Raw genomic sequence first — 22,865 nt, forward strand, 5'->3', positions numbered from 1 at the left:
GATGGATTTCTCCAAATTTTTCATCGACCGGCCGATCTTCGCCATTGTGCTGTCGATCATCATTTTTGCAGTGGGCCTGATTGCAATTCCGCTGCTGCCGGCCGGCGAGTATCCGGAGGTCGTTCCGCCCACGGTGGTGGTGCATGCAACCTACCCCGGCGCGAACCCGAAAGAGACCGCCGAATCCGTTGCAACGCCACTTGAGGAGGCCATCAACGGCGTCGAGGGCATCATGTACATGAAGTCCGTATCGGGTTCCGACGGTAGCTTGCAGGTGGTGGTGACCTTTCTTCCCGGGGTCGATCCGGATACGGCCGCGGTGCGCGTGCAGAACCGCGTCAGCCAGGCCCTCAGCCGTTTGCCTGAACAGGTGCGTCAGTACGGTGTGACCACACAGAAGCAGTCGCCCACGCCGTTGATGTACGTGAGCCTGTACTCGCCGGACAACCGTTATGACTCGCTGTATCTGCGCAACTATCTGACCTTGCGTATCAAGGACGAATTATCGCGCCTGCCTGGCATCGGCGACGTCGGTCTCTATGGTTCCGGCGACTACGCAATGCGCGTGTGGCTCGACCCGAACCGGCTCAATTCGCGTGGCCTGACTGCAGGCGACGTGGTTAGCGCGATCCGTGAGCAGAACGTGCAGGTGTCGGCCGGGCAACTTGGCGCGGAGCCGACGCCCGCTGCAACCGATTTTCTGATGTCGATCAATGTGCAGGGGCGCCTGCGCACCGAGCAGGAATTCGGCAATATCGTGATCAAGAACGGCGAGCAGGGTCAGGTCGTGCGCCTGTCGGATGTTGCGCGTGTCGAACTCGCGGCCGGCGACTACACGATGCGCACCTTCAAGGACGACCAGAACTCGTCGACGATCGGTATTTACCTGTCGCCGGGCGCGAACTCGCTCGCGGTTGCCGATGCGGTCTATGCGAAGCTAAAAGAGCTTTCGGTGAATTTCCCGGCCGGTGTCGCGTACAAGGCCGTATGGGACCCGACGATCTTCGTGCGGGATTCGATCCGCGCGGTGCAGCACACGCTGCTGGAAGCCGTGGTGCTGGTCGTGCTGGTGGTGATCCTGTTTCTGCAAACGTGGCGCGCGTCGATCATTCCGCTGGTGGCCGTACCCGTGTCGATTGTCGGGACCTTCGCGTTTCTGTACATACTCGGCTTTTCGATCAATACGCTGACGTTGTTCGGTCTGGTACTGGCCATCGGCATCGTGGTCGACGATGCGATCGTCGTGGTCGAAAACGTCGAGCGCTATATCGATGCAGGCTTTGAGCCACGCGAAGCCGCGCACAAGGCGATGCGCGAAGTCTCCGGCCCGATCATCGCGATTGCGCTGGTGCTGTGCTCGGTCTTCGTGCCGATGACGTTCCTGACCGGCGTGACGGGGCAGTTCTACAAACAGTTTGCGGTGACGATCGCGATCTCGACCGTGATCTCGGCGATCAACTCGCTGACGTTATCGCCGGCTCTGGCGGCGAAACTGCTCAGACGTCACGGCGGCCGCGAGGACCTGCTGACGCGCGCGATCGATCGCGTACTGGGCTGGCTGTTCCGCCCATTCAACCGTTTCTTTCACCGCACGTCGCAGCAATACGAGCATGCGGTCAAGAAAACTTTCGGGCTGCGCGGTGCGGTATTTGCGGTGTATTTCGGCTTGCTGGCGGTGACGGCATTGCTGTTTCACAGCGTACCGGGTGGCTTTATCCCGACGCAGGACAAGCTGTATCTGTTCGCCGGTGCGAAGTTACCGGAGGGGGCGTCGCTCGAGCGGACCGTGAAGGTGGCGCGTCGGATCAATGAAGTCGCGCATACGGTCGACGGCGTCGATCTGGTGACTTCTTACGCGGGTTTTAACGCGCTGCAGACCGTCAATACGCCGAATCTGACGGCCAGCTATGTGGTGCTCAAGCCGTTCGACCAGCGCAAGCGCAGTGCGGTGGAGATCAACGCGGAACTGGCCCAGAAGTTCGCGCAGATCCAGGACGGCTTCGCTTACGCGTTGATGCCGCCGCCGATTCAAGGGCTGGGTAATGGTTCCGGCTACTCGCTGTTTCTGGAGGATCGCGGCGGCCTCGGCTATGGCGCGTTGCAAAACGCACTGGATGCGTTTCGCGCCGCGGTTGCCCAAACGCCGGGCATGACGTATCCGGTCAGTTCGTACCAGGCCAACATCCCGCAGCTCGAGGTCAAGATCGATCGGGTCAAGGCCAAGGCGCAGGGCGTCGCGCTGTCCGACCTGTTCGAAACCTTGCAGACGTATCTGGGCTCGGTGTACGTGAACGACTTCAATCAGTTCGGGCGTGTCTATCGGGTGATGGCTCAGGCCGATACGCAATACCGGCAGCATGCGGCCGATATCGCAAACCTGCGCACCCGCAATTCACGCGGAGAAATGGTGCCGATCGGTTCGATGGTAACGATCGCTCCCACCTACGGGCCAGACCCGGTGATTCGTTACAACGGCTATCCGGCGGCGGATCTGATCGGCGATGCGGACCCACGCGTATTGTCTTCCGCGGAAACGCTTGCGAAGCTGGACGAGATTGCCCAAAAAGTGCTGCCGACTGGCATCAAGCTCGAATGGACCGACCTCAGCTATCAGCAGGTCACGCAGAGCAACGCGGCTGTCATCGTATTTCCGCTCGCGGTCATGCTGGTGTTTCTGGTGCTCGCAGCGCTGTATGAAAGCTGGACACTGCCGCTAGCGGTCATTCTGATCGTGCCGGTGTGCATGTGTGCGGCGCTGCTGGGCGTCTGGCTGACCGACGGAGACAACAACGTATTCGTACAGGTGGGGCTGGTCGTGCTGATGGGACTGGCGTGCAAGAACGCGATTCTGATCGTCGAGTTTGCGCGTGAACTTGAATTGCAGGGGAAGAGCACCGTTGCTGCAGCACTCGAAGCGTGCCGCCTTCGCTTGCGTCCGATCGTGATGACGTCGGTAGCGTTTATCGCCGGATCGGTGCCCTTGCTGCTGGGGCATGGCGCAGGCAGCGAAGTGCGTAAGGCGACGGGCATCACGGTGTTTTCGGGAATGCTGGGCGTGACGCTGTTCGGTCTATTTTTGACACCGGTGTTCTATGTCGTGATCCGCAAGCTTGGACATCGTCTGGCGACGCGGCGCATGGGCGCGGTTGTGGAGACTCATCATGAATAAGCTGATCGCTGCGCTGGCGGTGGCGGGAACGCTGGGCGGCTGCGCGGTCGGGCCGGATTTTCAAACCCCGGTCACACAGACTCCTGCGCATTTCACGCGCGATGTATCACACAACGATGCCGACCAGGCGGCGAGCGATCCATCGCGAGCGGACGAAGCGTTCTGGAACGGCTTCAACGATCCTCAGCTAACCGGGCTGGTTGAGCAGGCGTTGGCTGCGAACCACGATTTGCGCTCGGCGCTAGCCAACTATGACCGGGCCAACGCGCTGCTACGTCAGGCCAGATTCGATCGATATCCGACTGTCACGGCCAGTGGCCAGGCGGGACATCAGCGCCTGAGCAAGGATCAGGCGTTTGGTGCTTCGCTCGACGAACGTAATACCAATACGTTCAGCCTTGCGGCGAACGCTAGCTGGGAACTGGACCTGTTCGGCCGGGTGAGGCGAAGTGTCGAAGCCGCACGCGCGGAAACCGCGGCCAGCGCGGCGGATTTCAGCGCGTTGCAGGTGGCGATTGCGGGGCAGGTCGCCAGCACTTATGTGGACCTGCGAGGTTCGCAGGAGCGTTTGCGGATTGCCCGCGAGAACGCGCAGAACCAGCTGGAAACGCTGCAGATCGTCCAAGCCCGCGTCAACTCGGGACGCGGTTCGGATTTCGACATCGCACGAGCGCGTGAGCAATACGAATCGACGCTGGCACGCATTCCCGCGCTGGAGGCGCGCATCGCGGTCGATGAAAACCGGCTCGCGGTACTGACCGGAAAGCAGCCTGGTACGCTGGCGGGCCTCGACCAGGCCAAACCGCTGCCGCAGCTGCCGGCAGCGATCGATCCCGGCACGCCGGCCAGCCTGTTGCGCAGACGGCCGGACGTAGCGGCGGCTGAACAGCGGTTGCACGCAGCCACGGCTCGCGTCGGTGTCGCCACTGCAGATCTGTTCCCGCGAGTAAGTTTCATCGGGCTGATCGGCAGCCAGGCCTTTGCGGCCAGTTCGCTATTTACCGCGGATAGCCAGACGAGTTTCGCTGCACTCGGTGTCGACTGGTCGTTTCTCGATGTGGGGCGCGTGCGTGCGCGTCTTGTCGCCGCGCGCGCGGATACGGCGGGATTGTTGTCGCAGTATCAGCAGACCGTGCTGCTCGCGCTGGAAGATACCGAGAATTCACTGGTGCTCTACTCGCATACGCAAGCTGAAGACGAACATCTGCAGCGTGCGGCAAAAGACAGCGCGCAGGCGGCGCAACTGGCACGCGTTCGCTACCAGGCGGGACTGATCGATCTGTTCGAAGTGCTCGATGCCGAACGGCAACTGCTGCTGGCGCAAGACGCGTTTGCCGACGGCCGCACGCGCAGCGCGAGCGCTGCCGTGTCGCTGTATCGGGCGCTTGCGGGCGGATGGTCGCAAAAGCAGATGCCGCAAACGCTGACTCAAAATGCTGCAGGATAAGTTTGAAGGCCAGCATGCCGGGCGGGTGCATTGCCTGAACGTCACACGCCGGCGCTGGCGATCAGGGCGGCGCCGCGCTCCCTGCTCCATGCGGTGGATCGCCGATCAACGCCAGCAAGCGGCGGCAGTCCTGTTCGATGGTCTGTTCCAGCACATTGGTGATGCCGAGCAACAGGCCGGCGCGGGAGCGCGACGCGTCGGCAAACCATGGCGAAAGTGGCGCGGCACCGAGACCGGCGGCGTGGGCCGGTCCCGTCAGGCCCACATCGTCGAAACCATTAGGCAGCGGCAGCATGACGGACAAGCCGGCAGGCGACGCGCTTTCGACGCCGAATCGTCTTAGCGTGTGCACCAGACACTGCCTGCGCTGCGCGTAAAGGCTGCGCATGCGTCGCAAATGGCGCAGGTAGTGCCCTTCGCGCAAGAATCGGGCAAGCGCCAGTTGAATGGCGGCGTTCGGCGGTGCGCCGAGCCACGTGGCCACCTCGATCAGGCGGCGCGCAAGCGGCAAGGGCGTGACGAGAAAGCCAATGCCCAATGCCGGGCTGATGGTCTTGCTGAACGAGCCGATATGGATCACCCGATCGGCGCCGCCGCGCGAGGCCAGCGCGTTAGCAGGCCGCCCCGATAGATGCAGTTCGGCGAGATAGTCGTCTTCGACGATCCATGCGCCTGCTTCCATGGCCCATTGCAGCAGTTCGGCGCGGCGATGCGCGGCGAGCGTGACGCCGCTTGGCGCCTGTTGCCCCGGTGTGACGATCGCGAGTGCCGCGCGTGGCGCCAGTTCGCGCGCCCGCTTGACGTTGAAGCCCGCATCGTCAACTTGCACCGCGACTGGATGCACACCGGAGAGCTCGAGCGCAAAACGCGTGACAGGGTAGCCCGGATCTTCGACCCAGGCCTGCTTGCCGGCTGCGTCGATTGCACGCAGCGCGAGCGCCAGCGCGCCGCGGTACCCGAACGTCACGATGATCTGTTCCGGTGAGCATTCGATGCCGCGCGCAATCGCGACGTGCGACGCGAGTGCCAGGCGGAGTTCGGCGAGACCGCGCGGGTCGGAATAACCGGTGCGCCACGACGTAAATTGCACGGCTTGCCGATGCAGGCGCGACCATAGTGTTGCGGGGAATGCGTCGTGAGCCGGCACGCCCATCTGGAAGACAAGCGTCTGGTCGGACCGATAGCGGAACTCACGCGGAATCAGGGTGTCGGCGTCTGCGGTGACGGGCGTATGGGAGAGCGTTGCCGGCAAGCGGCTGACAACGCGTGTGCCCGCGGAACCTGCGGTGATGATCAACTGTTTGTCGATCAGTTTCTCGTAGGCCGCTTTCACGGTACCGCGCGCCACGCCAAGTTGTGCGGCGAGGTCGCGCCACGACGGCAGGCGTGCGCCGGGCGGCAGGGAACCTTCGGCGATCGCTACTTCGACGTGACGCGAAATCTGTTCGGCAAGCGACGTCGGGCCGACGCGATCCAGCGTCAGCCCGTCCATTTGCAGCGGTGTCACCTGTTTCATCGGTTTATCCGTAGGGTTCGCGGCGGAACTCGGCATGCCGTCCAGGCGACATTAAACGAGCGCAGCCGTGTCGATGCTGGCAAGCAGCGCACTCCGCGCAGCCGCAACCGATTGCGGGTTGCGCGATGCCGTGCCCTGGAGCGGCAGAAAATGGAGCGTTTTCAATCCCACGCAGCCCAATGCGGCCGACAGGTAGGGCGTGAGAAAGTCCGGCTGGTTAGCCTTGTCGCCCGAAAAGATGCCGCCGGAAGCAATACCGACGAACACCGGACGATCACGCAACAGCCCTACCTTGCCGCCTGGCGTCGCAGCCATGGTTCTGCCGATCCGCAAGATCTGGTCGATCCACGCCTTGAACACCGATGGAATCGTGAAATTGTTCATCGGCGTGCCGATCACGATAACGTCGGCCGCTTCGAGCTCCTGAATCAGTTGCTCGGACAACTGCATCGCATGGCCTTGCAAACCGGCAGCCCATGCCGCCGGGGAAGACAAGGTGATGGCGTAGTCTTCGTTGGCGTGCGGTATCGGTTGGCGGCCGAGATCGCGGCGCGTGATGTTCGCATGCGGGTCCGCGCCAAGCAGCCGGTCGACGATCGCCGCCGAAAGCTGGCGGCTATGCGACTGCGTTCTGGGGCTGCAATCGATATGGAGGATGTTCACAGGACCCCCGCGTCCAATGGCTTGATGAAACCGATGGCCAGATCGAACAAGCCCTCGCGCCTGTAGAAGCGGCGCGCACCGGCATTTGCTGCCGCGGTATCGAGAACCAGCCGGCTGCAGTGTTCATTGGCTCCGAGCGAAGACAATTCGGTTAGCAATGCGGAGCCCAGGCCGCTACCACGGTGGCGCTCGGCGGTTACCAGATCGTCGACATACAGAAAGCGTCCGTGGATCAGGTTTTCCATCACGCGATAGCCGGCGATGGCAACGACGTTCTCGCCATTCCACGCTGCAAGCACACGATAGCCCGCAGGTGTCATTTTTAATGCGCGGTCCACCCATTGCGCTGCGTCTTTCAGATAAGGGCGCAATTGGGCGATCACTGGAAAGCAGGCAATCAACTCTTCGCGACTGGCTGCATGCCGCAGGACGACGGTCTCGGATGTGGATTGCGGTGCGCTGTGCGAGCTTGGCATGGTGGTTTCCTTGCTGATTTGCATATCGGGCGTGTACCAGTTTACTGCCGGGGTGGACGCGGGTTCAGGCCCGTGAATCGTCATTCGGAGTGGACCAAGATTGCGTCAGCGTTGTCCTGTCTCGGCCCTGGCCAGTGCTTATCGATCGACACCTTGCGCATGGAAAAGGTGTGCGCTAATCTTTACAGGCATATTACTGCGATTAGGCAAATCGTAGTTATGCGGAAGGTGTTCATCAGGGGTATGAGGTATGAATGCAGTTTTCGACGCGGCTGTGCTGCGTACGCTGGTTAAACGGGTCTGGTGCTTTGCATATCGACTGACTGAAGATGAACCGCTTGCCGAGTCGATGGTGGCCCATGCGTGCGACACAGAGCTCAAGGCCAGCAACGGACGCTCTGAACGCGACACCTTCGTGCGCATGCTGGCAGCCGCGCATGCCGCATTCAGCCGCAATGGCAACATGGCGGCGCCCGACAGCCGCTCGCATTGCGAGACGAAGCCGCGGCACCCGGCGGCGGCAGGTCGTAACTGGCGCAGCCGCACAAGGCGGATGCATGCGCGCATTCTGTTCGAATTCCGCTCGCTTGCTTCGCACGAGCGCGCGTTGTTGCTGCTTGTAGAGGTCGAAGGTCTGACTTATGAGGAATCGGCCAGCGTGCTGGATGTTTCAGTGGACGGTGCACGGCTTGCGCATGTTGCGCTACGCCTGAAGGTCGGCCGCGCGATAACGACCCGTAACGCCCATGGCCTGCGCCCCGCGTAACTGCGGTGGGGCGCATCCATGTTTGGCTGGTTCAGGCGTTGGCGCGCGCGCGCTCCACTTCAGCGCGTGGCAAGTCTGCACGATCGCGCGTCAGAGCAAAATCGAATTCGATTAACGTGAACTTGCCGTCGAGCCCGTACGGTTTGCCTTCGTCACCTTCGGCGGCCAGCAGTTCCGGGATCAGGCCGTCGCGTGTCGCAAACGCGAAGTCGTCCCACAGGTGCGGATCGCCTGCAATGTTGATCTGCGTGGTGAGCTTGCGATGACCGGGCGCGGTGACGAAAAAGTGAATATGCGCGGGACGATGGCCATGCCTGCCAAGCTGATCGAGCAGTTGCTGGGTCTTGCTGTCCGGTGGCACGCTATAGCCGACCGGCACGACACTGCGAAAGCTGTAGCGGCCGTTTGCATCAGTGTGGATCGCGCCGCGCAGATTGAACTCGCGCTGCGATCTGTCGAAGTACGAGTAGTTACCCAGATGATTCGCGTGCCACACTTCGACCAGCGCGTTTGCCAGCGGCATGCCGTTTGCGCCGAGCACACGCCCGCGCATCACCAGCGGTTCGCCTGGTTCGGCGCCGTCGTCGATGCGGGCGTGAGCAACGAATTCGGGTGCGCCGGCCACATAGAGCGGCCCTTCGATCGTGCGGGGCGTCCCGCCTTCGAGTCCGGCTTGCTGTTCCGTTTCATCGAGCCGCAGGTCGAGAAAATGCTCGAGGCCAAGCCCTGCCGCGATCAGACCGAATTCAAGGCGCTGTCCCGCCTCGCTGAGAAAATTGAGTGCGGTCCAGAATTCGCTGGGCGTGATGTCGAAATCCTCGATCGTGCACAGCAGGTCGCGCACGATCCGGTTGACGATAGATTTCGTGCGTGGATTCCCTTCGCTGATTGCGCTGTCGTTGATCTTTTGCAAAAGGGCATCGATGGCATGACGTTTCATATTGCAACTCCGTTGATTCCAGGTGAGGTGAGTCTGGGGTTCTGAATTGATGTGCCGTCAGATCGACTTGAACAGCGGACTTTTCGCAAGCGCATCGGCGCCGTCCGCACTGGTGAGAAACTTCTCCGTGTAGATATCGCGTTCGAACAGCTGACCTTGCATCAGCGTGCGGATCGCCGCTTCGATCATCACCGGCGGGCCACACAGGTACGCCTTGTGGCCGCGAAAATCGCCATCGAAATGCGCTTTGGCTGCGTCGTGCACGAAACCGCGAAAGCCGCACCACGGCGATTGCTCGGCTTCGTTGGAAAGCGCGGGTACGTAGGTAAAGTTCTGATGCTCGTGCTGGAGTTGCAGGAACAGCTCGTGGTAGTACAGCTCCGCGCGATTGCGTGCGCCGTATACCAGCGTGATGGGTCGCCGGTCGTTCTCGTGCAGCAAGTCGATCAACATCGATTTCGGGCTCGACAGCCCCGAGCCGCCCGCCAGCAGCATCACCGGCTTCGGGTCGGACTTGCGCACGAAAAAGCGCCCATACGGTCCGCTAAAACGGAGTTCGTCGCCGGCGCCCAGTTGTTCGTGCAGATAACCCGTGCCTTTGCCGCCTGGCACGCGTCGCACGTTTAATTCGATCAGTGTGCGCGAAGCGGGTTTGTCGGCGAGCGAAAAGGCGCGCGGCACGCTTTCGCCGGGGATATGCACATTCACATATTGCCCCGCCTGAAAGTCGATGCCGTTGCCTGCCAGTTCGACAAAGATGCCTTTGATGGTCGGCGTCAGATCGACCATTTCCTTGATGCGCCCGGTGAAGTCTTGTACCGGGAAATGCAGCGCATCTTCGTCGTCGTCGATGTCGGCTTCGATCGTCAGGTCCGATTGCGCGGTCGCACAGCACGCCAGACATTTGCGCTCATCGCGCTCGAAATCCATCAGCGCGAACGGCGATGCGGGGCCGTGTTCGATCTCGCCGTCCAGTACCTGCACCTTGCAGGTTGCGCACAGGCCGTGACAGCAGGCATGCGGCAACCACACACCGGCTCGCATGCACGCGTCGAGGATGGTCTGCTCGTCCTCGATGTCGATCGTCTGGCCGATCGGCTCGATGGTCAGTTGATAACTCATTGCATCATCTCCGTCAGCTGCATGACCCGGCGATGCCGGTCAGGCCCGGCGTACGAAAGCGGATGACCGCCTTGTGGCCGAGGCCGTTCTGTTGCAAGGTCTGCTCGGGGTCCGGCATGAAAGGTTCACCTGACCGGTACCACTGCGCCTGACGCAGATCGACGCGCTGCCAGTCCGGGTGCGAGGCATACATCGCGGGAAGCAATTCATCGACGAGCGTCTTGAACGGCAGCGTGGGCACGACCGCAATGCAATGCGGCGCGCAAAACATCAGGTGGTCTTCCCAGCCGACAAACAGCAGCTGCTTGCCGTGGAAGTTTTCTACCCGGTCCCTGATCTCGCCGGTGTAGCCTTCATTCAGTGCGATGACTGGCATCACGAGTCTCCTTTGCTCGGTTTCTCAAACGGGCTGCGGTTGACCGTCGGGTGCGGGCGCGGCGCTGCGTTCCGTCTTGCCGGTCCATTGCTGCCAGTTCTTGCGATCGGGCGAATCCTGGAACTCGTGTCCGTCTTCGCCCGCATGAATGTGGTAGTAGCGCAGCACCTCGCGCATCGGATCGAAGTCCGGCGCGGCTGGATCGGCGTCGTCCGGAAAGCAGTTGCCCTGATAGATCTGCTGAACTGGCATCCAGGCCTGTACGTACTTTTCTGGCTCATGGTTGAAGATGTCCTTGCAGCCGTCCGAGCAGAAATGGAACTTGTTGCCGAGGTAGTCGCTTTCGCGATAGCAGATCTTTGTTGGATCGTCTGGCTCGGTAAACGCCATCGGGATCTGGCACACCTGGCACAGCATCGGCAACGTGTTGTTGTAGAAGCGCTTGCCGGCCTGCTGCTGTTCACGCCAATATTCGAGGCGCGGCCGATACAGCTGGTCGAACGTGTGCGGATATTTGGCGCTCAGCCACTGCATCTCGTGCTCTTCTGGAATCCACGTATGCAGTGCGGCGGCGTGCGTGTAGTTGTAGAAGATGCCCCATGCCTCGTGTGACAGGCGACCCTTCTCCTTCATCGCTACCTCGTGATACTTCGGCATCCGGATGCCGTAGCGTTCGAGGTCGTGAAACAGCGCGCCGCCGTTCTTTTCGAAGTAGGTCTCCCACGCTTCCTGCCAGGACATGATGCGCTTGGGCAACATGTAGTCCATCATCATCGCGACCAGCGTTAGCAGCCGGTAGCCGCGCCAGAACCACTTGTCGACCCATCTCTGGATGATCGGCACGTTGCCGGGGTCTTGCTCCAGCAGAAACTTGACCACTTCGAGGCCGAGCGTCATATGCCGCGATTCATCGGACTGCGCGGAGAAGCCGAAGGTGACGGTCGCCATGTCGCCGTTGAACGCCGCGCCGGACATAAACGGCATGAACAGCAGATTGGTTAGCACGTACTCGAACGAGAACGAGATGGCCGTCACGAATTCGAACGGCCCCGCGCTCATCGCATCCTCGAAGTACGACTTCGGCACCGACAGATACCAGACGCGATCGTGCATGTGCCTGAAGTCGTGAAAGCCATTGAAGTATTTGTTGTAGTGGCTGATCGTGTGCACTTGCGTTTGTGCATGACGCAACTCGTCGATCGCCTGCATCTGGCACGCGATGCGCGCACTCGCGCCGCGAAAGTTGCGTCCCGCCAGTGCGAAGCCGCGATGCGCCGCGTATTCGAGCGGACTCACACCCGTCAGGAACAGCTTCAATGCGTTGATATAGCGTGGATCGGTGACGTTGAACTGGCCGTTGTTCTGCTGGAACGCGTCGATGATTGCGTACAGCTTGCGCTCCTTTTCACCCTGGTACTTCCAGTACGCGTCCATCGTCAGGCGGAACGGGTCTTCCCATTTGTCCCAGTCGTGTACCTTGATGCCCTCGAAGCGGTCGTAAGGGAAAACCTTGTCCATCGGTTGATAGGTGGTGTCCCAGCCAAGCCCGCGCGTGAGCATTGCGTAGTTTTCCTTGATGCTCAGTTTCCTGGGTGTGTGTGGTGTGCTCATTTGATGTGTCTCCTGGCCGTTCAGGCCTTCCATTCGAGGATGAACTCGTCATCGGTTTCGACGATGTTGCCGCCGAGCGAGATCAGGTTGAGTTGCAGTTCGCGCAGGTCGAAGCTGCGGCCGATCAGCGCTTCAACCGATTCGCGCCTGACGACCAGACGCCCGATCGCGTCGATCTTGACCATCGCCGGGAACGGGCTGACGACTGCATGCGGGTTGTCGGTCTGGATTGCCTCGATGATCGGACGCGAGTCTTCGTTGGCCTGAAACGCGATAAACACGGAATCAGCCATGGTTTGCTCCCGTCGGTAGGCCTTGTTTTGCGACGCGTGCATCGAACGCCTGCGCAACTTCCTCGATCACGTGCCGTGCGTCGTCGCTGAGCCCTTTTTCTGCAAGCGGCTGCAAAGCTTCGATCGTCGCACTGCGCCATTTCGCAATCCATTGGGCGAGCAATGCTGCATTGGCAGGCGATTCCGCGGCCGCCGTCTTGATGGTCGCGTCGACCCAGCGGCTGGTTTCATCGAACCATGTAATGGCGAACTCGTTGAGCATGCCGAGGCCTGGACCATGCTGCGCTGAGATGCGTGCGTCGATATGGCGATAGACGAGCGGATAAAGCAGTCCGTCCAGCACGAGGTTCTGCGCAACGAAGGTCTCGAACCAGTCGTCGACGACCATCATGTGCTCGACCAGACGCCGCAGGCCTTGCCACAGCGGATCGTTCAGCCACTGTTGCTTGCCGTCGAGCAGCGACGTGCCTTGATTGCCGTCGAGCACGAGGCCGATGCGCGACAGGTACTGCGCAATGCCGAGCCGGTCCATGCAGTGGAACATCGTCGCCTGCGTGATCGCGGTGCCCCAGCCGTAGCCGGTTACGAAACAGTTGTTGGTATTGGCCGCCCATTCGACGTGACGCAGCGGCACCATGATGGCGGCGATCTGGGCCCTGGCTTCATCGGGCAGATTCGCGAGCAGGCCGCGTTTGGTGACGAACTCGATGTTCTTTTCCATCGTATCCTGCTGTCTGGCGCGGGTGGTCGTATACGCGCCGTAGTAGTACTGGCGTGGATCCTTGAACGCATACCAGTCGCTCATCACGATCGCGGTGCGGCCCTTGTCGTACAGCTCGAACTCAGGCTCCCATAGCGGCCGGTAGTGAAAATTGACTTCTGGCTGCAGTTCCAGCGTCGCTTCCTGATAACGCGACGCAGGCTTGTCTGCGCCGATGCGTCGCGCCACGTGCGAGAAGGTTTGTCGCACCTGTGCCACGGCGGTTGTCTTGATGTCGATCTGCATTCGTCTCTCCTGTGTCGTGTGGGGATCGTTCGGAAATCATTCGGACAGCCCAGGCTGCCCATAGCGCCACTTCGACTGGTCGGCGTCGAGCGCTTCGCCCTCGGTGCGGGTGAGCCAGGTCACACGATGCGCGACGCAGAACGACTGGTAGTCGCGAAACGGCATCACGAGTTCGACGCTCAGGCCCGGGTCGCCAATCGAGAAGTCAAACTCGACGAAGCCGTCTTTGCTTAACGCTCTGAAACGGACGAAGCGCCGGTTGATGTCGAAGCCGGGTGGAGAAGGCTTCTGCATATGCAGTGAGGTCGCTGTATCCATGTTCGTGGTGTCTCGGGTTGGGGTTTGCCGCCGCTTCTGGTACTGGATGATTTGAGCGAGAATCGGCGTGTGGACCCTATAGGGCAAGACGTATGCCAATCGATGCGCGCGCAACGTCTGCGCGCCGGTCGCGCGATGCTTTTATGGTGGTCTTGCGGCGGCGAAGCCTTGTGCGTGCTGGCAACCGCGGCGGCGTCTTCGAAGGCGGCCTGCGAACGCGTGATTTGCCGCTGCGCAACCGCTTGATCAAATGCTCGAAAAGCGCGTCGCACGCCGCGTTTCGGATTGACCAAATGCGTATCAGGGCGCATACGGATAGCGCCGTTTCATCGATAGCCACGCGTGGTTGCTGTGTATTGCGCGGCAACAGAACATCGAATATCGTGGCGCATCGAAAATATCGAGGCTGCTGGAGGAACGACTGATGCCACACCGCGACAGAGACGCTGCAAAAGCGAAAGATCGTATGTCGATGGTGGTGCCTAAAGGCGCGCCGGTAGACAGCCTTCGGTATCCTGATATCGCCGACTTGATGTCACGCCTGCACTTCTCGCCCGGCGACGGGCGCATCTGGCTCGATGAGCAGCGCATGCTGCTCGTGCATACCGGCGCGATCGGCACGTTGCGCCGCGAACTGATCGAGAGCCTCGGGCTCGACGCGGCGCGCGGCCTGCTCACGCGGATGGGCTACAACTCCGGCGCACGCGATGCGGAACTCGCGCGGCGCGTGCGCCCTGAAAACAGCATCACGGAGATGTTTGCTGTTGGCCCTCAGCTGCATATGCTCGAAGGCATCACGGCGGTGGAGCCGGTGCGGCTCGAGATCGACGTCGAGCGTGGTGAGTATTACGGCGAATTCATCTGGAAAAACTGCGCGGAAGACGAAGAGCACATCCGTATCTATGGCATCGGAGCGGAGCCGGTTTGCTGGACACAGCTCGGTTATGCGGCGGGTTATTCGAGTGTGTTCATGGGGCGGCCGATCCTGTATCGCGAGGTCGAATGCCGTGCGCTCGGCCACGCGCATTGCCGGATCATCGGCAAGCCGGTCGAGGCATGGGGCGAGGAGGCCGCCGAGGATCTGCGCTTCATGCAGGCGCAGACCTTCACAAAGGGGTTATCGGCGGCGAATTCGCTGCGCGCGTCAGCATCGACAGCGGGTGGTGCATTTGGCGACGAGAACATGGTTGGCGCATCGCCGGGCTTCAATGCGGTGTGTCACATGATCAAGCGCGTCGCGAACACGCGTGCGACCGTGCTGTTTCTGGGCGAGAGCGGAGTGGGCAAGGAGGTCTGCGCACGCACGCTGCATCGCATCAGCGCGCGCGCCGCCGGTCCGTTCATCGCGGTGAATTGCGCGGCGATTCCCGACGCGCTGGTTGAATCGGAGCTATTCGGTGTCGAGAAGGGCGGCTTCACCGATGCGACACAAAGCCGCCCGGGGCGCTTCGAGCGCGCGCACGGCGGCACGCTGTTTCTCGACGAGATCGGCATTCTCAGCATGACGGCGCAAGGCAAGCTGTTGCGTGCGTTGCAGGAAGGCGAAATCGAACGGGTAGGTGGCACGGAGACACGCCGCATCGATGTGCGCGTGGTGGCTGCGACGAATCTCGATTTGCGTGAAGAGATTGTCGCTGGCCGCTTTCGCGAGGATCTGTACTTTCGCCTGAACGTATTCCCGATTCGTGTGCCGCCGCTGCGCGAGCGGCGCGAAGACTTGCCGGTGCTGCTCAACCACTTGCTGCGCAAGTATCGCGAGCGCCACGAACGTGACGTCACCGGGTTTACACCGCGCGCGCTGAATGCAATGTTGAATTACAGCTGGCCCGGAAATATCCGCGAAATGGAAAACATCGTCGAGCGCGGCGTGATCCTCGCAAACGATGGCGGCGCAATCGACATCGGCCATCTTTTCACCAGCGGCGAGTCGATCGATACGGCGACGTTCGGCGTCGGAGAAGACGGCTCGCTGATGGCCTCGAGCTCGTTGCTGACTCAACCAGACCCAGGCTGCGATGACGAAGTGGAGCGCGTGACGCGCAAGGTGAATAGCCTGCTGCTGGGGCTGGGCGGCGATGTGGAGCGGACCTCGCTCGACGATATCGAAACCGCGTTGTTGAAAAGCGCGGTGCGATGTGCCAACGGGAATCTGTCCGCGGCGGCTCGTACGCTCGGCATCACGCGGCCACAGCTGGTTTATCGGCTCAAGAGCCGCGGGCTGAGAATCTAGCGCAGCTGTAGCGCGTCGTCTGCTGGGTACGCGCCCGATGCGCAGTAGCAGGTCTTCACATCACGACGAGCGTCGGTCATCGATAGTTGATGGCCGCTCTGCGTTTCGTCGATCAAACGGCCTGTCATCCAGGCTGACTCCGTTGCCGACGCCCACGCGGCAACGCCGGTAACCAGAACTGCAACTGCGCAAAGTGCGCCGACCACTCGGACCGCATTCATGATGGCATCCTGTTTCTCATAACTACGACTTGCAATGTCGTAGTAACGATAACTGACAGATCGCCAGACGGCAAGGTAAACGCGTTGCTCATCAATTTTCAACAAAATTTCTTGCTCTTCGTAACTAGGATTAATACAATCCGAGTTACCGAGGTGAGTGATCGTTACGCGAAGCTCGTCATGCGTGCCGTACTCTGCTTTCGACATATGAAACCGGTTTGTTTTAGGAGAGTGAAGCATGTCAAAACGCATTCTTGTCATTGGCGCCGGCTTTGCCGGCATGTGGAGCGCGCTCGCCTCCGCTCGGCTGCTCGACCAGTTCGGGCGCACCGACGTGGAAATTGCGCTGGTTGCACCGGAGCCCGAACTGCACGTGCGGCCGCGCCTGTACGAGCAGAATCCCAACGGTATGAGGGCGCCGTTGCAAGACATCTTTGCGGCCGTCGGCGTCAGGTTCATTCAGGGGAAGGTCGAGGAAATCGATGTGGTGAACCGGCAAGTCAGCGTGGCCGGAGTCGGCGCGAACCCATCACGCACGAAGCTTGGCTACGACCGTCTGGTGCTTGCCGCGGGCAGCCGCCTGTTCATGCCGGACGTGCCGGGGCTCGAACAGCACGCGTTCAACGTCGACCAGGTGGCCGCCGCGGCGCAACTCGAAGCACATATTCATGCATTGGCCAGGCGGCCGCAGAGTGCCGCGCGCAACACCGTGGTGGTCGCAGGCGCGGGCTTCACCGGAATCGAAACAGCGGCTGAAATGCCGGCTCGCCTGCGTGAGGTTCTCGGCAGCGATGCCGCAGTGAATGTGGTGCTTGTCGATCGCAATACCGAGCTGGGTCGCGATCTGGGTCCGGGTCCACGGCCGGTCATCACACAAGCGCTGAGCGAGTTGGGTGTGACATGGAAGCTCGGCTCGGGTGTTTCGGTGGTCGATGCGAAAGGGGTGACGCTCGCAAACGGGGAGCGCATAGATGCGGATACCGTCATCTGGACCGCGGGCGCACGCTCCAGCACCCTGACTGCGCAGATTCCCGGGGAACGCGACAGCTTTGGCCGCCTGCATGTCGATCGGAACCTGAAGGTGAAAGGTGTCGACGCGGTGTTTGCAACCGGCGACTGCGCGTATGCGGCAACCGATGACGAAGGCAACTACGCGAAGATGTCCTGCCAGCACGCGATGAATCTGGGGCGTTCGGCAGGGAACAATGTCGCGGCTGATTTGCTGGGCGTGGAACCGATTCCGTACAGTCAGCCGAAATACGTGACCTGTCTGGATTTGGGCTCGTGGGGCGCGGTGTACACCGAGGGTTGGGATCGCGAGGTCAAGCTGTCGGGCGCGCAAGCCAAAGCGCTCAAGCGGCAGATCAATACCGAATGGATCTACCCACCGGTCGCGGACCGCGCAGAGGTACTGGCGAGCGCGGATCCCTGCCGTATCGTCGTGGCCTGACGGAGCGCATCAGTATCAGTGGAAAGAGGGCGTTCGTTGAAGAGCACCCTCTTGTGATCTGGCAGGTCAGTTGCTGACCAATTAACCATAAGCCGATCAGAAATAAACCAAGATTTGAACGGTCTGATGCGGTTAGAGGAGCTCACAGCTCGCGCCCTGTAAATCAAAAGAGCGCTTTAATTTGCAAGGATAAGTTACAGGCGTCCGCGCCAATCTGATTCATTTCGAGTCCCACTATGTGTGTAAATCAGTGGTTTCCCTATGGTGCGCGTTGATAGGTGTATACTCGGCACTCATATAGATCTACACATCCCCAAAGGGGGGAGACCATGAAACTCGTGACCAATGTTGTCAGTGCGGCTGCCATCCTCATCCCACTGTCGTCGTATGCGGCCGGGCCCATCACGCATGCCCAGGTGGTCAAGGAACTTGAGCAGCTGGAAGCGGTAGGCTACAACCCCGGCATTGCCGACGACAGCTATCCGGGAAACCTGGAGCAGGCCCAGGCAGTTCTCAACCAGCGGAGAGCCGCGGCAGCGTCATATGGGCCGGATATGCAAGGTACAACGCAATCAGGGCGCTAAGACATCGCGCGAAAGCGAGGCTCTTTCAAGCCTCAGTAGCGCCGCGCCTTTGCTTTCGGTCGGCACGTGCCGTCCATCTACTGGTCGAATTCTCGTTCCTTTATGCGGACCGACGGACCAGTTTTTGCGTGTGATTAACTCTACGTGCGGCCATTAGCGGTGTCAATCAAGATTGAACGTTTTGCGGGTTAACCCCGTTGGGAGAGCATCTTGAACAGCCAGGTCAAATACTGGCGCAATGTGATGTGAATAGACTTTTGGTATGTTGCGTGAGAGCAATTTCTCCAAAAATAAGAGAACAGAAGGCGCGGAAAAGCGCCCATAAAACAGAGCCGACGGTAATCAGGCGGGAGCACGTGCATCGAGTGCGGCACGTTTAGGATCCCGTTGTTCCGGGTACACATAGGGCCCGAGGCGCATGATCGACGCGACGGCGACCGCTATGAAGCCTGAGAATGTCCAGAGGGCGGTCTTGTAGGAATGTGTCAGGTCGAACGATAGCCCGGACGCAAAGATCATTATGCCGGCACCCCATCCCCACGCCATCCACATCGCGCCACTTACCCGGCCAAACAGGCGCAGATCGAAGTAGCGACTTACGATGAACGTAATGATGTCCGCTTCCGCGCCCATCGACACGCCGATGAATGCAGCAGCGATCATGGCTGCGGAACCGGTCGCGCCCATGGCGAGAATGACCACGCCGATCAGGGTCAGCGCGAACGAAAGCGCGGCACAGTAAGGTGCATGAACCCGGTCCATCAACCAGCCCGCGAACAGACGACCGAGCGCCGACGTCAAACCGGCGATCGACAGCATCGTTGCTGCGGCCGTGACCGTTTCGCCGCGATCGGTCATCATCGGTACCAGCTGCGAAAGTAACGCGAGCAGCACACCGGAAACGCAGAAGATCGAGATGCCCAGCAGACGGAATACGCGGTCGTTGCGCAATAGTGCCCACAGCGATGGAAGTTCGCGCCTGGCGTCATGCGCTTTGCGCACAAGCTCCTCGTCTACGCCTGGCGGCATCTTGACGAGGAAGAAGAGCGCAGGGACAGAAAACACGGCCATTAATGCAGCGACACCGAAATAGCCGGCACGCCAGCCGAAGTGCTTGAGCAGGTAACCCGCGTAGTGCGGCATGAAGATGGCACCGATTGCCGTGCCGCCGACCATCAAACCGAGTGCCAGCCCGCGCTGGCGGTCGAAGCGGGCACAGATTACTTTCGCATATGGCAACGCGTTCGTGCTGGGTGCGAACAGACCGACCGCAACGAATGCCAGTGCAAATATCCATGGAGACGCCGGTAACACACCCACGAGAGCTGTGGACACTGCAAACAGGATCAGAAATATAAGCGTAGGGCGACGCACCCCCATTTTGTCGATCAGCGAGCCGAGAAGGATGGTTCCCGGCCCCATTGAAAATTCGAAGACGGTCAAGCCAAGTGAAACCTGTGCACGGCTCCAATGATTCTCAGCGGCGATTGCTTTGATAAACATGCCGAACATGAATGCAGACAACACGCCTGCACCGACGGAGACGCAGACCGCGCCGCCGAACACCGTCCACCAGCGATTGATGTCGCGTTTCAAATTAATCTCCTTGCTGTGCGCCGAGCGCGGAAAGCAGATCGTCCAGATGACCCGACTTCGCGGGAAGAACCATCATCGTGCTGCAGGGGCGCAGCGTATCGGCCGTGCGGTTCGATTTCTCCGCGGATGGGCTGATCACAACGGACACCGTGACGCCATTCATGCGATAGGCTTTCGCCGCGATGGCAACCGCTTGAGCGTCGTCACCTTCACGGCCCGAAATAACGACGGTATCAGGCATGCCGAGCCAGTCGTTTAATGCGTTGGCGTTCGAGGTTGGCCCGGCATCAGGACATTGCAAAAGTGCGGCGAAATCGCTAGCCTTCGAAAATTCCACGTCGGCATAGGTGCGACAGTTCGAGACTTCGGGATCGTTGTCCGTCAGTGCGATCACGCGAATGCGACGCGGGAAAGAATTCGGCGTCTGAATCCGGTAACGCACTTCAGATGGAGTCTGGTAGTCAGGCATAGCTTTACTTCCACGGTTCGAACGTCATGGCCATCAAATTTCGTTCAGAAGGACGCACACAGGGCTCTGTGTGCTCCGCGTAGCCTAGAAGCGATGTCGCAGCACGAACTTCACTGCGATCTGGGTTGGCGTGGTGGAGGCACCCAGCGATCCGATCGTTGCGACCGCGGCCTTGCCGGTTGAATCAACGCCGCTAGCGTGCTGCCAGATCCCGCTAAGCTGGATGTCGGTGGCTTTGGACAGGAAGTAATCCGGACCGAAATTAACCTGACCATAGTGCGCCGACCTGCCGGGTGCGCGCACCATCGTATAGTCGTAGGCAGCAGCGAACATCAACGTTGGCATGAAGCGATAACGGACGTTGCCCTCATAGCTGCTGAACGTGGCCGAGCCGGTGTTCGGCGTTGTAGAGGTCCGCAGCATATCGCTGAAGATCGTGCGCGTGTAGACAAAACTGACTTGCCCTCCCGTGCCGAATCGATAGCCAATACCTGCGGCGAAGATCGCCTGCGTATTGGCCGACTGAAAGCCGCTGAACGACGGAGATCTACCCGGCGACTTGAAAGTCGGGTCAGTCGGCGCGACCTCGCTATCGTAGACGGACACAGCCGGGTTGTTGATATTCTCGTATGCGATCGCACCGAGAATGGGACCTGAATCATAGGTCATCGCCAGTTGATACCGGCGATTCGTGCCAAAGTTGCCCGGCGTTCCGCCTAGCGCAAATTCCCCATCGAACCTGAAACCTTTAAAGATGGGCGAGATATAGCGAATCGAATTGTCGAACCGGAAATTGGCGTTCAGGTTATCGAAATCGCCCTGATGACTCCCGACCCACGCCCAAATGCCCGTTGCCGCCAGGCGCTCGCCCACATCATCATGCATGGCGTCGTATTGTCGACCCATCGTGAGTCGGCCATAGGGCGTTTGCAGACCCATCCACGCCGAACGACCGAACAGGCGACCGCCTTGCGAGAGCGTGCCAGCAGAACCGTCGAAACCATTCTCCAGATCGAAGATCGCCTTCATGCCGCCGCCAAGGTCTTCAGCGCCGCGCAGACCCCAGCGACTGCCGTTGGTTTGACCTTTGATCAGCCCGACGACCGACCCGCCACCCTGATTGTTCACGTAGTTAATGCCCTCGTTGATGATGCCGTACAGCGTCACCGAGCTTTGAGCGTGCGCAATGCTGGCCAGGGCAGGGAAAGCGATCAGCGGAAGTAATTTTGTTTTCATATGTCTCCAATCATGACTTTAAATGACAACCGGTCTATATCCGGTTGTTCCGTTCACGCAGGAAGGGTTTGGTTATCCACTACGCATCGCATACCTAATTAAGCGGCCCGATGCACACCAACCGATAATGGTTGCGACACTGAATTTGACATGTGAGGCGGCGCTGACTGGACGCCGATCTGGGTTTTCGCGCGGCAACCGGTCGGCTCGGGAAGCTACTGAATTTTCAGGGGCAAGTTTAAATGGGCGGGAGACTTTCCCGCCCCGGCATTGACTACGTGCCGCTGAACACGCTATCGAACAATGCCTGGTTTTTTGCCTGGTTGTCGATGATGTCCTTATTCGAAATGATCTGCATCGTCACGTCCGGAAGCTTGCGTTTTACCGTCGTATTCGTCACAGCCATATCGTGTGCTGCATACACGGCCTGACCGTCGGTGAGCAGAAAGTCATAAAACAAGACAGCTGCATTCGGATGTCTGAGCATGTGTGCGACACCGACCCCGTTCGGCTGGGTGACAGCTGGCCCGATCGAAAACCAGTCGATAGGTGCACCGGCCTCCTTCATGGACTGAACCTTGTAGTTATAGATGCCTAACGCCATCGGCACGTCTCCCGAGGCCACCAGATTTGCCACGAGCGTATGGCCGCGACGCACGGACACATGGTTCTTTGCAACAATCTGCTTGAAAAGATCGACCCCTGGTTGTCCGCCAAGGTTTTGCACGGTTTGCGCAAACCACGGCAACGAATCCTGGCCTTCCACGCCGAGCTTGCCCTTCCACTGCGGATCGAGCAGATCCTTGTACGACTTCGGAAGATCCGCTTTCTTGATCAGATTGGTGTTGTATGCGACGGTGAACACGTTCAGGCGGGTAGCCGTCCATGCGTTGCTGTCCTGCACCGCTGCCGGAATCAGCTCTTTCAGAACCGGCGAATTGATCGGCTGCAACAGTTTTTCCCGATACATCGCCTCAAGCTGCGGGCCATTGGTTTCAAACACGTCGGCCTCGTAGCGACCGGCACGGCCCTCAGAAATGGCCCTTTGCAGAATGCCGGAAGCGCTCGAGCGCCAAACCGTTACTTGCACGCCGTATTTCTGCTCAAACGCCTTGATTATCGGGTCGAAATCAGGGGGGGGCAGGGACGAGTACACCGTCAGCCTACCTTCCTGTTTCGCCCCGGCAATCAGCTTTTGCGTGCGATCTGCGCCGTTGTATTTCGCAACCGATTCACTCGACACATAGCCGGCCGAGAAAGCGGGACTGGCGCTCATAAACGTCAGCGCGGCACCGGCGAGCCCAGCAATGACTGCGAGGCGGAAATTCTTCTTCATCAAGAGTCTCCGATATGTTTACTTTGGCGGGGCACATCGA

General features: G+C 60.2%; 21 protein-coding genes. 6 read left to right on the top strand and 15 right to left on the bottom strand.

Translation table 11 applies throughout. The annotated features are described in order from the left end of the window. Position 1: 1 nt before the first annotated feature. Positions 2-3,169, top strand: coding sequence for an efflux RND transporter permease subunit (locus ACYVNQ_RS18410; protein ID WP_460903994.1), 3,168 nt, complete (start codon positions 2-4; stop codon positions 3,167-3,169). Then, positions 3,162-4,616, top strand: coding sequence for an efflux transporter outer membrane subunit (locus ACYVNQ_RS18415; RefSeq protein ID WP_460903995.1), 1,455 nt, complete (start codon positions 3,162-3,164; stop codon positions 4,614-4,616). The genes ACYVNQ_RS18410 and ACYVNQ_RS18415 overlap by 8 nt, the downstream gene beginning before the upstream one ends. A 61-nt stretch (positions 4,617-4,677) precedes the next feature. On the opposite strand, the gene pdxR is transcribed toward ACYVNQ_RS18415, so the two are convergent. Genes pdxR through ACYVNQ_RS18430 form a run of 3 tightly spaced genes read right to left on the bottom strand, consistent with a single transcriptional unit; the run spans position 4,678 to position 7,295 of the window. Then, on the bottom strand, positions 4,678-6,132 hold the full coding sequence (gene pdxR, locus ACYVNQ_RS18420) for a MocR-like pyridoxine biosynthesis transcription factor PdxR (RefSeq protein WP_460903996.1): 1,455 nt from the start codon (positions 6,130-6,132) through the stop codon (positions 4,678-4,680). 51 nt (positions 6,133-6,183) lie between these two features. Continuing rightward, complete coding sequence (locus ACYVNQ_RS18425; RefSeq protein ID WP_460903997.1) at positions 6,184-6,795, bottom strand: FMN-dependent NADH-azoreductase; 612 nt, start codon at positions 6,793-6,795, stop codon at positions 6,184-6,186. Continuing rightward, complete coding sequence (locus tag ACYVNQ_RS18430) at positions 6,792-7,295, bottom strand: GNAT family N-acetyltransferase (protein ID WP_460903998.1); 504 nt, start codon at positions 7,293-7,295, stop codon at positions 6,792-6,794. Before ACYVNQ_RS18430 ends, ACYVNQ_RS18425 begins: the two co-directional genes overlap by 4 nt. A gap of 226 nt (positions 7,296-7,521) precedes the next feature. Between ACYVNQ_RS18430 and ACYVNQ_RS18435 the strand changes: the two genes are divergently transcribed. Beyond that, complete coding sequence (locus tag ACYVNQ_RS18435) at positions 7,522-8,037, top strand: hypothetical protein (RefSeq protein WP_460903999.1); 516 nt, start codon at positions 7,522-7,524, stop codon at positions 8,035-8,037. Positions 8,038-8,068: 31 nt separating this feature from the next. Here the strand turns inward: ACYVNQ_RS18435 and catA are convergent, their stop codons facing one another. From catA to ACYVNQ_RS18470, 7 genes are read right to left on the bottom strand one after another with little or no spacing between them, the layout of a single operon-like run. Beyond that, entirely contained in the window at positions 8,069-8,977 is a 909-nt protein-coding gene (gene catA / locus ACYVNQ_RS18440; protein ID WP_460904000.1) for a catechol 1,2-dioxygenase, read from the bottom strand. 57 nt (positions 8,978-9,034) lie between these two features. Then, entirely contained in the window at positions 9,035-10,099 is a 1,065-nt protein-coding gene (locus tag ACYVNQ_RS18445) for a 2Fe-2S iron-sulfur cluster-binding protein (protein WP_460904001.1), read from the bottom strand. 13 nt (positions 10,100-10,112) lie between these two features. Next, entirely contained in the window at positions 10,113-10,475 is a 363-nt protein-coding gene (locus tag ACYVNQ_RS18450) for a phenol hydroxylase subunit P4 (protein ID WP_460904002.1), read from the bottom strand. Positions 10,476-10,499: 24 nt separating this feature from the next. Then, positions 10,500-12,086: an aromatic/alkene/methane monooxygenase hydroxylase/oxygenase subunit alpha gene (locus ACYVNQ_RS18455; protein ID WP_460904003.1), complete on the bottom strand. Its 1,587-nt coding sequence runs from the start codon at positions 12,084-12,086 to the stop codon at positions 10,500-10,502. A gap of 20 nt (positions 12,087-12,106) precedes the next feature. After that, positions 12,107-12,379 (bottom strand): MmoB/DmpM family protein, encoded by a 273-nt coding sequence (locus tag ACYVNQ_RS18460; RefSeq protein ID WP_460904004.1) that lies wholly within the window; start codon positions 12,377-12,379, stop codon positions 12,107-12,109. After that, on the bottom strand, positions 12,372-13,385 hold the full coding sequence (locus ACYVNQ_RS18465; RefSeq protein ID WP_460904005.1) for an aromatic/alkene monooxygenase hydroxylase subunit beta: 1,014 nt from the start codon (positions 13,383-13,385) through the stop codon (positions 12,372-12,374). The genes ACYVNQ_RS18460 and ACYVNQ_RS18465 overlap by 8 nt, the downstream gene beginning before the upstream one ends. A gap of 36 nt (positions 13,386-13,421) precedes the next feature. Continuing rightward, positions 13,422-13,703 carry a phenol hydroxylase subunit gene (locus ACYVNQ_RS18470; protein WP_460904006.1) on the bottom strand — a complete coding sequence of 94 codons (282 nt, stop codon included), beginning with the start codon at positions 13,701-13,703 and terminating at the stop codon, positions 13,422-13,424. A gap of 532 nt (positions 13,704-14,235) precedes the next feature. On the opposite strand from ACYVNQ_RS18470, the gene ACYVNQ_RS18475 reads away from it, so the two are divergent. After that, positions 14,236-15,933 carry a sigma 54-interacting transcriptional regulator gene (locus ACYVNQ_RS18475; protein ID WP_460904007.1) on the top strand — a complete coding sequence of 566 codons (1,698 nt, stop codon included), beginning with the start codon at positions 14,236-14,238 and terminating at the stop codon, positions 15,931-15,933. On the opposite strand, the gene ACYVNQ_RS18480 is transcribed toward ACYVNQ_RS18475, so the two are convergent. After that, positions 15,930-16,394 (bottom strand): hypothetical protein, encoded by a 465-nt coding sequence (locus ACYVNQ_RS18480; RefSeq protein WP_460904008.1) that lies wholly within the window; start codon positions 16,392-16,394, stop codon positions 15,930-15,932. The genes ACYVNQ_RS18475 and ACYVNQ_RS18480 overlap by 4 nt on opposite strands. On the opposite strand from ACYVNQ_RS18480, the gene ACYVNQ_RS18485 reads away from it, so the two are divergent. Then, complete coding sequence (locus tag ACYVNQ_RS18485) at positions 16,393-17,604, top strand: NAD(P)/FAD-dependent oxidoreductase (protein ID WP_460904009.1); 1,212 nt, start codon at positions 16,393-16,395, stop codon at positions 17,602-17,604. The two genes, ACYVNQ_RS18480 and ACYVNQ_RS18485, sit on opposite strands and share 2 nt — an antisense overlap. A 329-nt stretch (positions 17,605-17,933) precedes the next feature. After that, on the top strand, positions 17,934-18,188 hold the full coding sequence (locus tag ACYVNQ_RS18490; RefSeq protein WP_460904010.1) for a DUF4148 domain-containing protein: 255 nt from the start codon (positions 17,934-17,936) through the stop codon (positions 18,186-18,188). A 342-nt stretch (positions 18,189-18,530) separates the two neighbouring features. Here ACYVNQ_RS18490 and ACYVNQ_RS18495 read toward each other — a convergent pair whose 3' ends face one another. The 4 genes from ACYVNQ_RS18495 to ACYVNQ_RS18510 form a co-directional block, all read right to left on the bottom strand. Next, a complete protein-coding gene (locus ACYVNQ_RS18495) occupies positions 18,531-19,784 on the bottom strand; it encodes an MFS transporter (RefSeq protein WP_460904011.1) in 1,254 nt (417 codons plus the stop codon). 1 nt (position 19,785) lies between these two features. Next, a complete protein-coding gene (locus ACYVNQ_RS18500) occupies positions 19,786-20,253 on the bottom strand; it encodes a hypothetical protein (RefSeq protein WP_460904012.1) in 468 nt (155 codons plus the stop codon). A gap of 84 nt (positions 20,254-20,337) precedes the next feature. Then, positions 20,338-21,489: a porin gene (locus ACYVNQ_RS18505; protein WP_460904013.1), complete on the bottom strand. Its 1,152-nt coding sequence runs from the start codon at positions 21,487-21,489 to the stop codon at positions 20,338-20,340. Positions 21,490-21,763: 274 nt separating this feature from the next. After that, positions 21,764-22,825 (bottom strand): ABC transporter substrate-binding protein, encoded by a 1,062-nt coding sequence (locus ACYVNQ_RS18510; protein ID WP_460904014.1) that lies wholly within the window; start codon positions 22,823-22,825, stop codon positions 21,764-21,766. Positions 22,826-22,865: the final 40 nt, after the last annotated feature.

The sequence above is a fragment of the Paraburkholderia jirisanensis genome, from assembly GCF_054782355.1.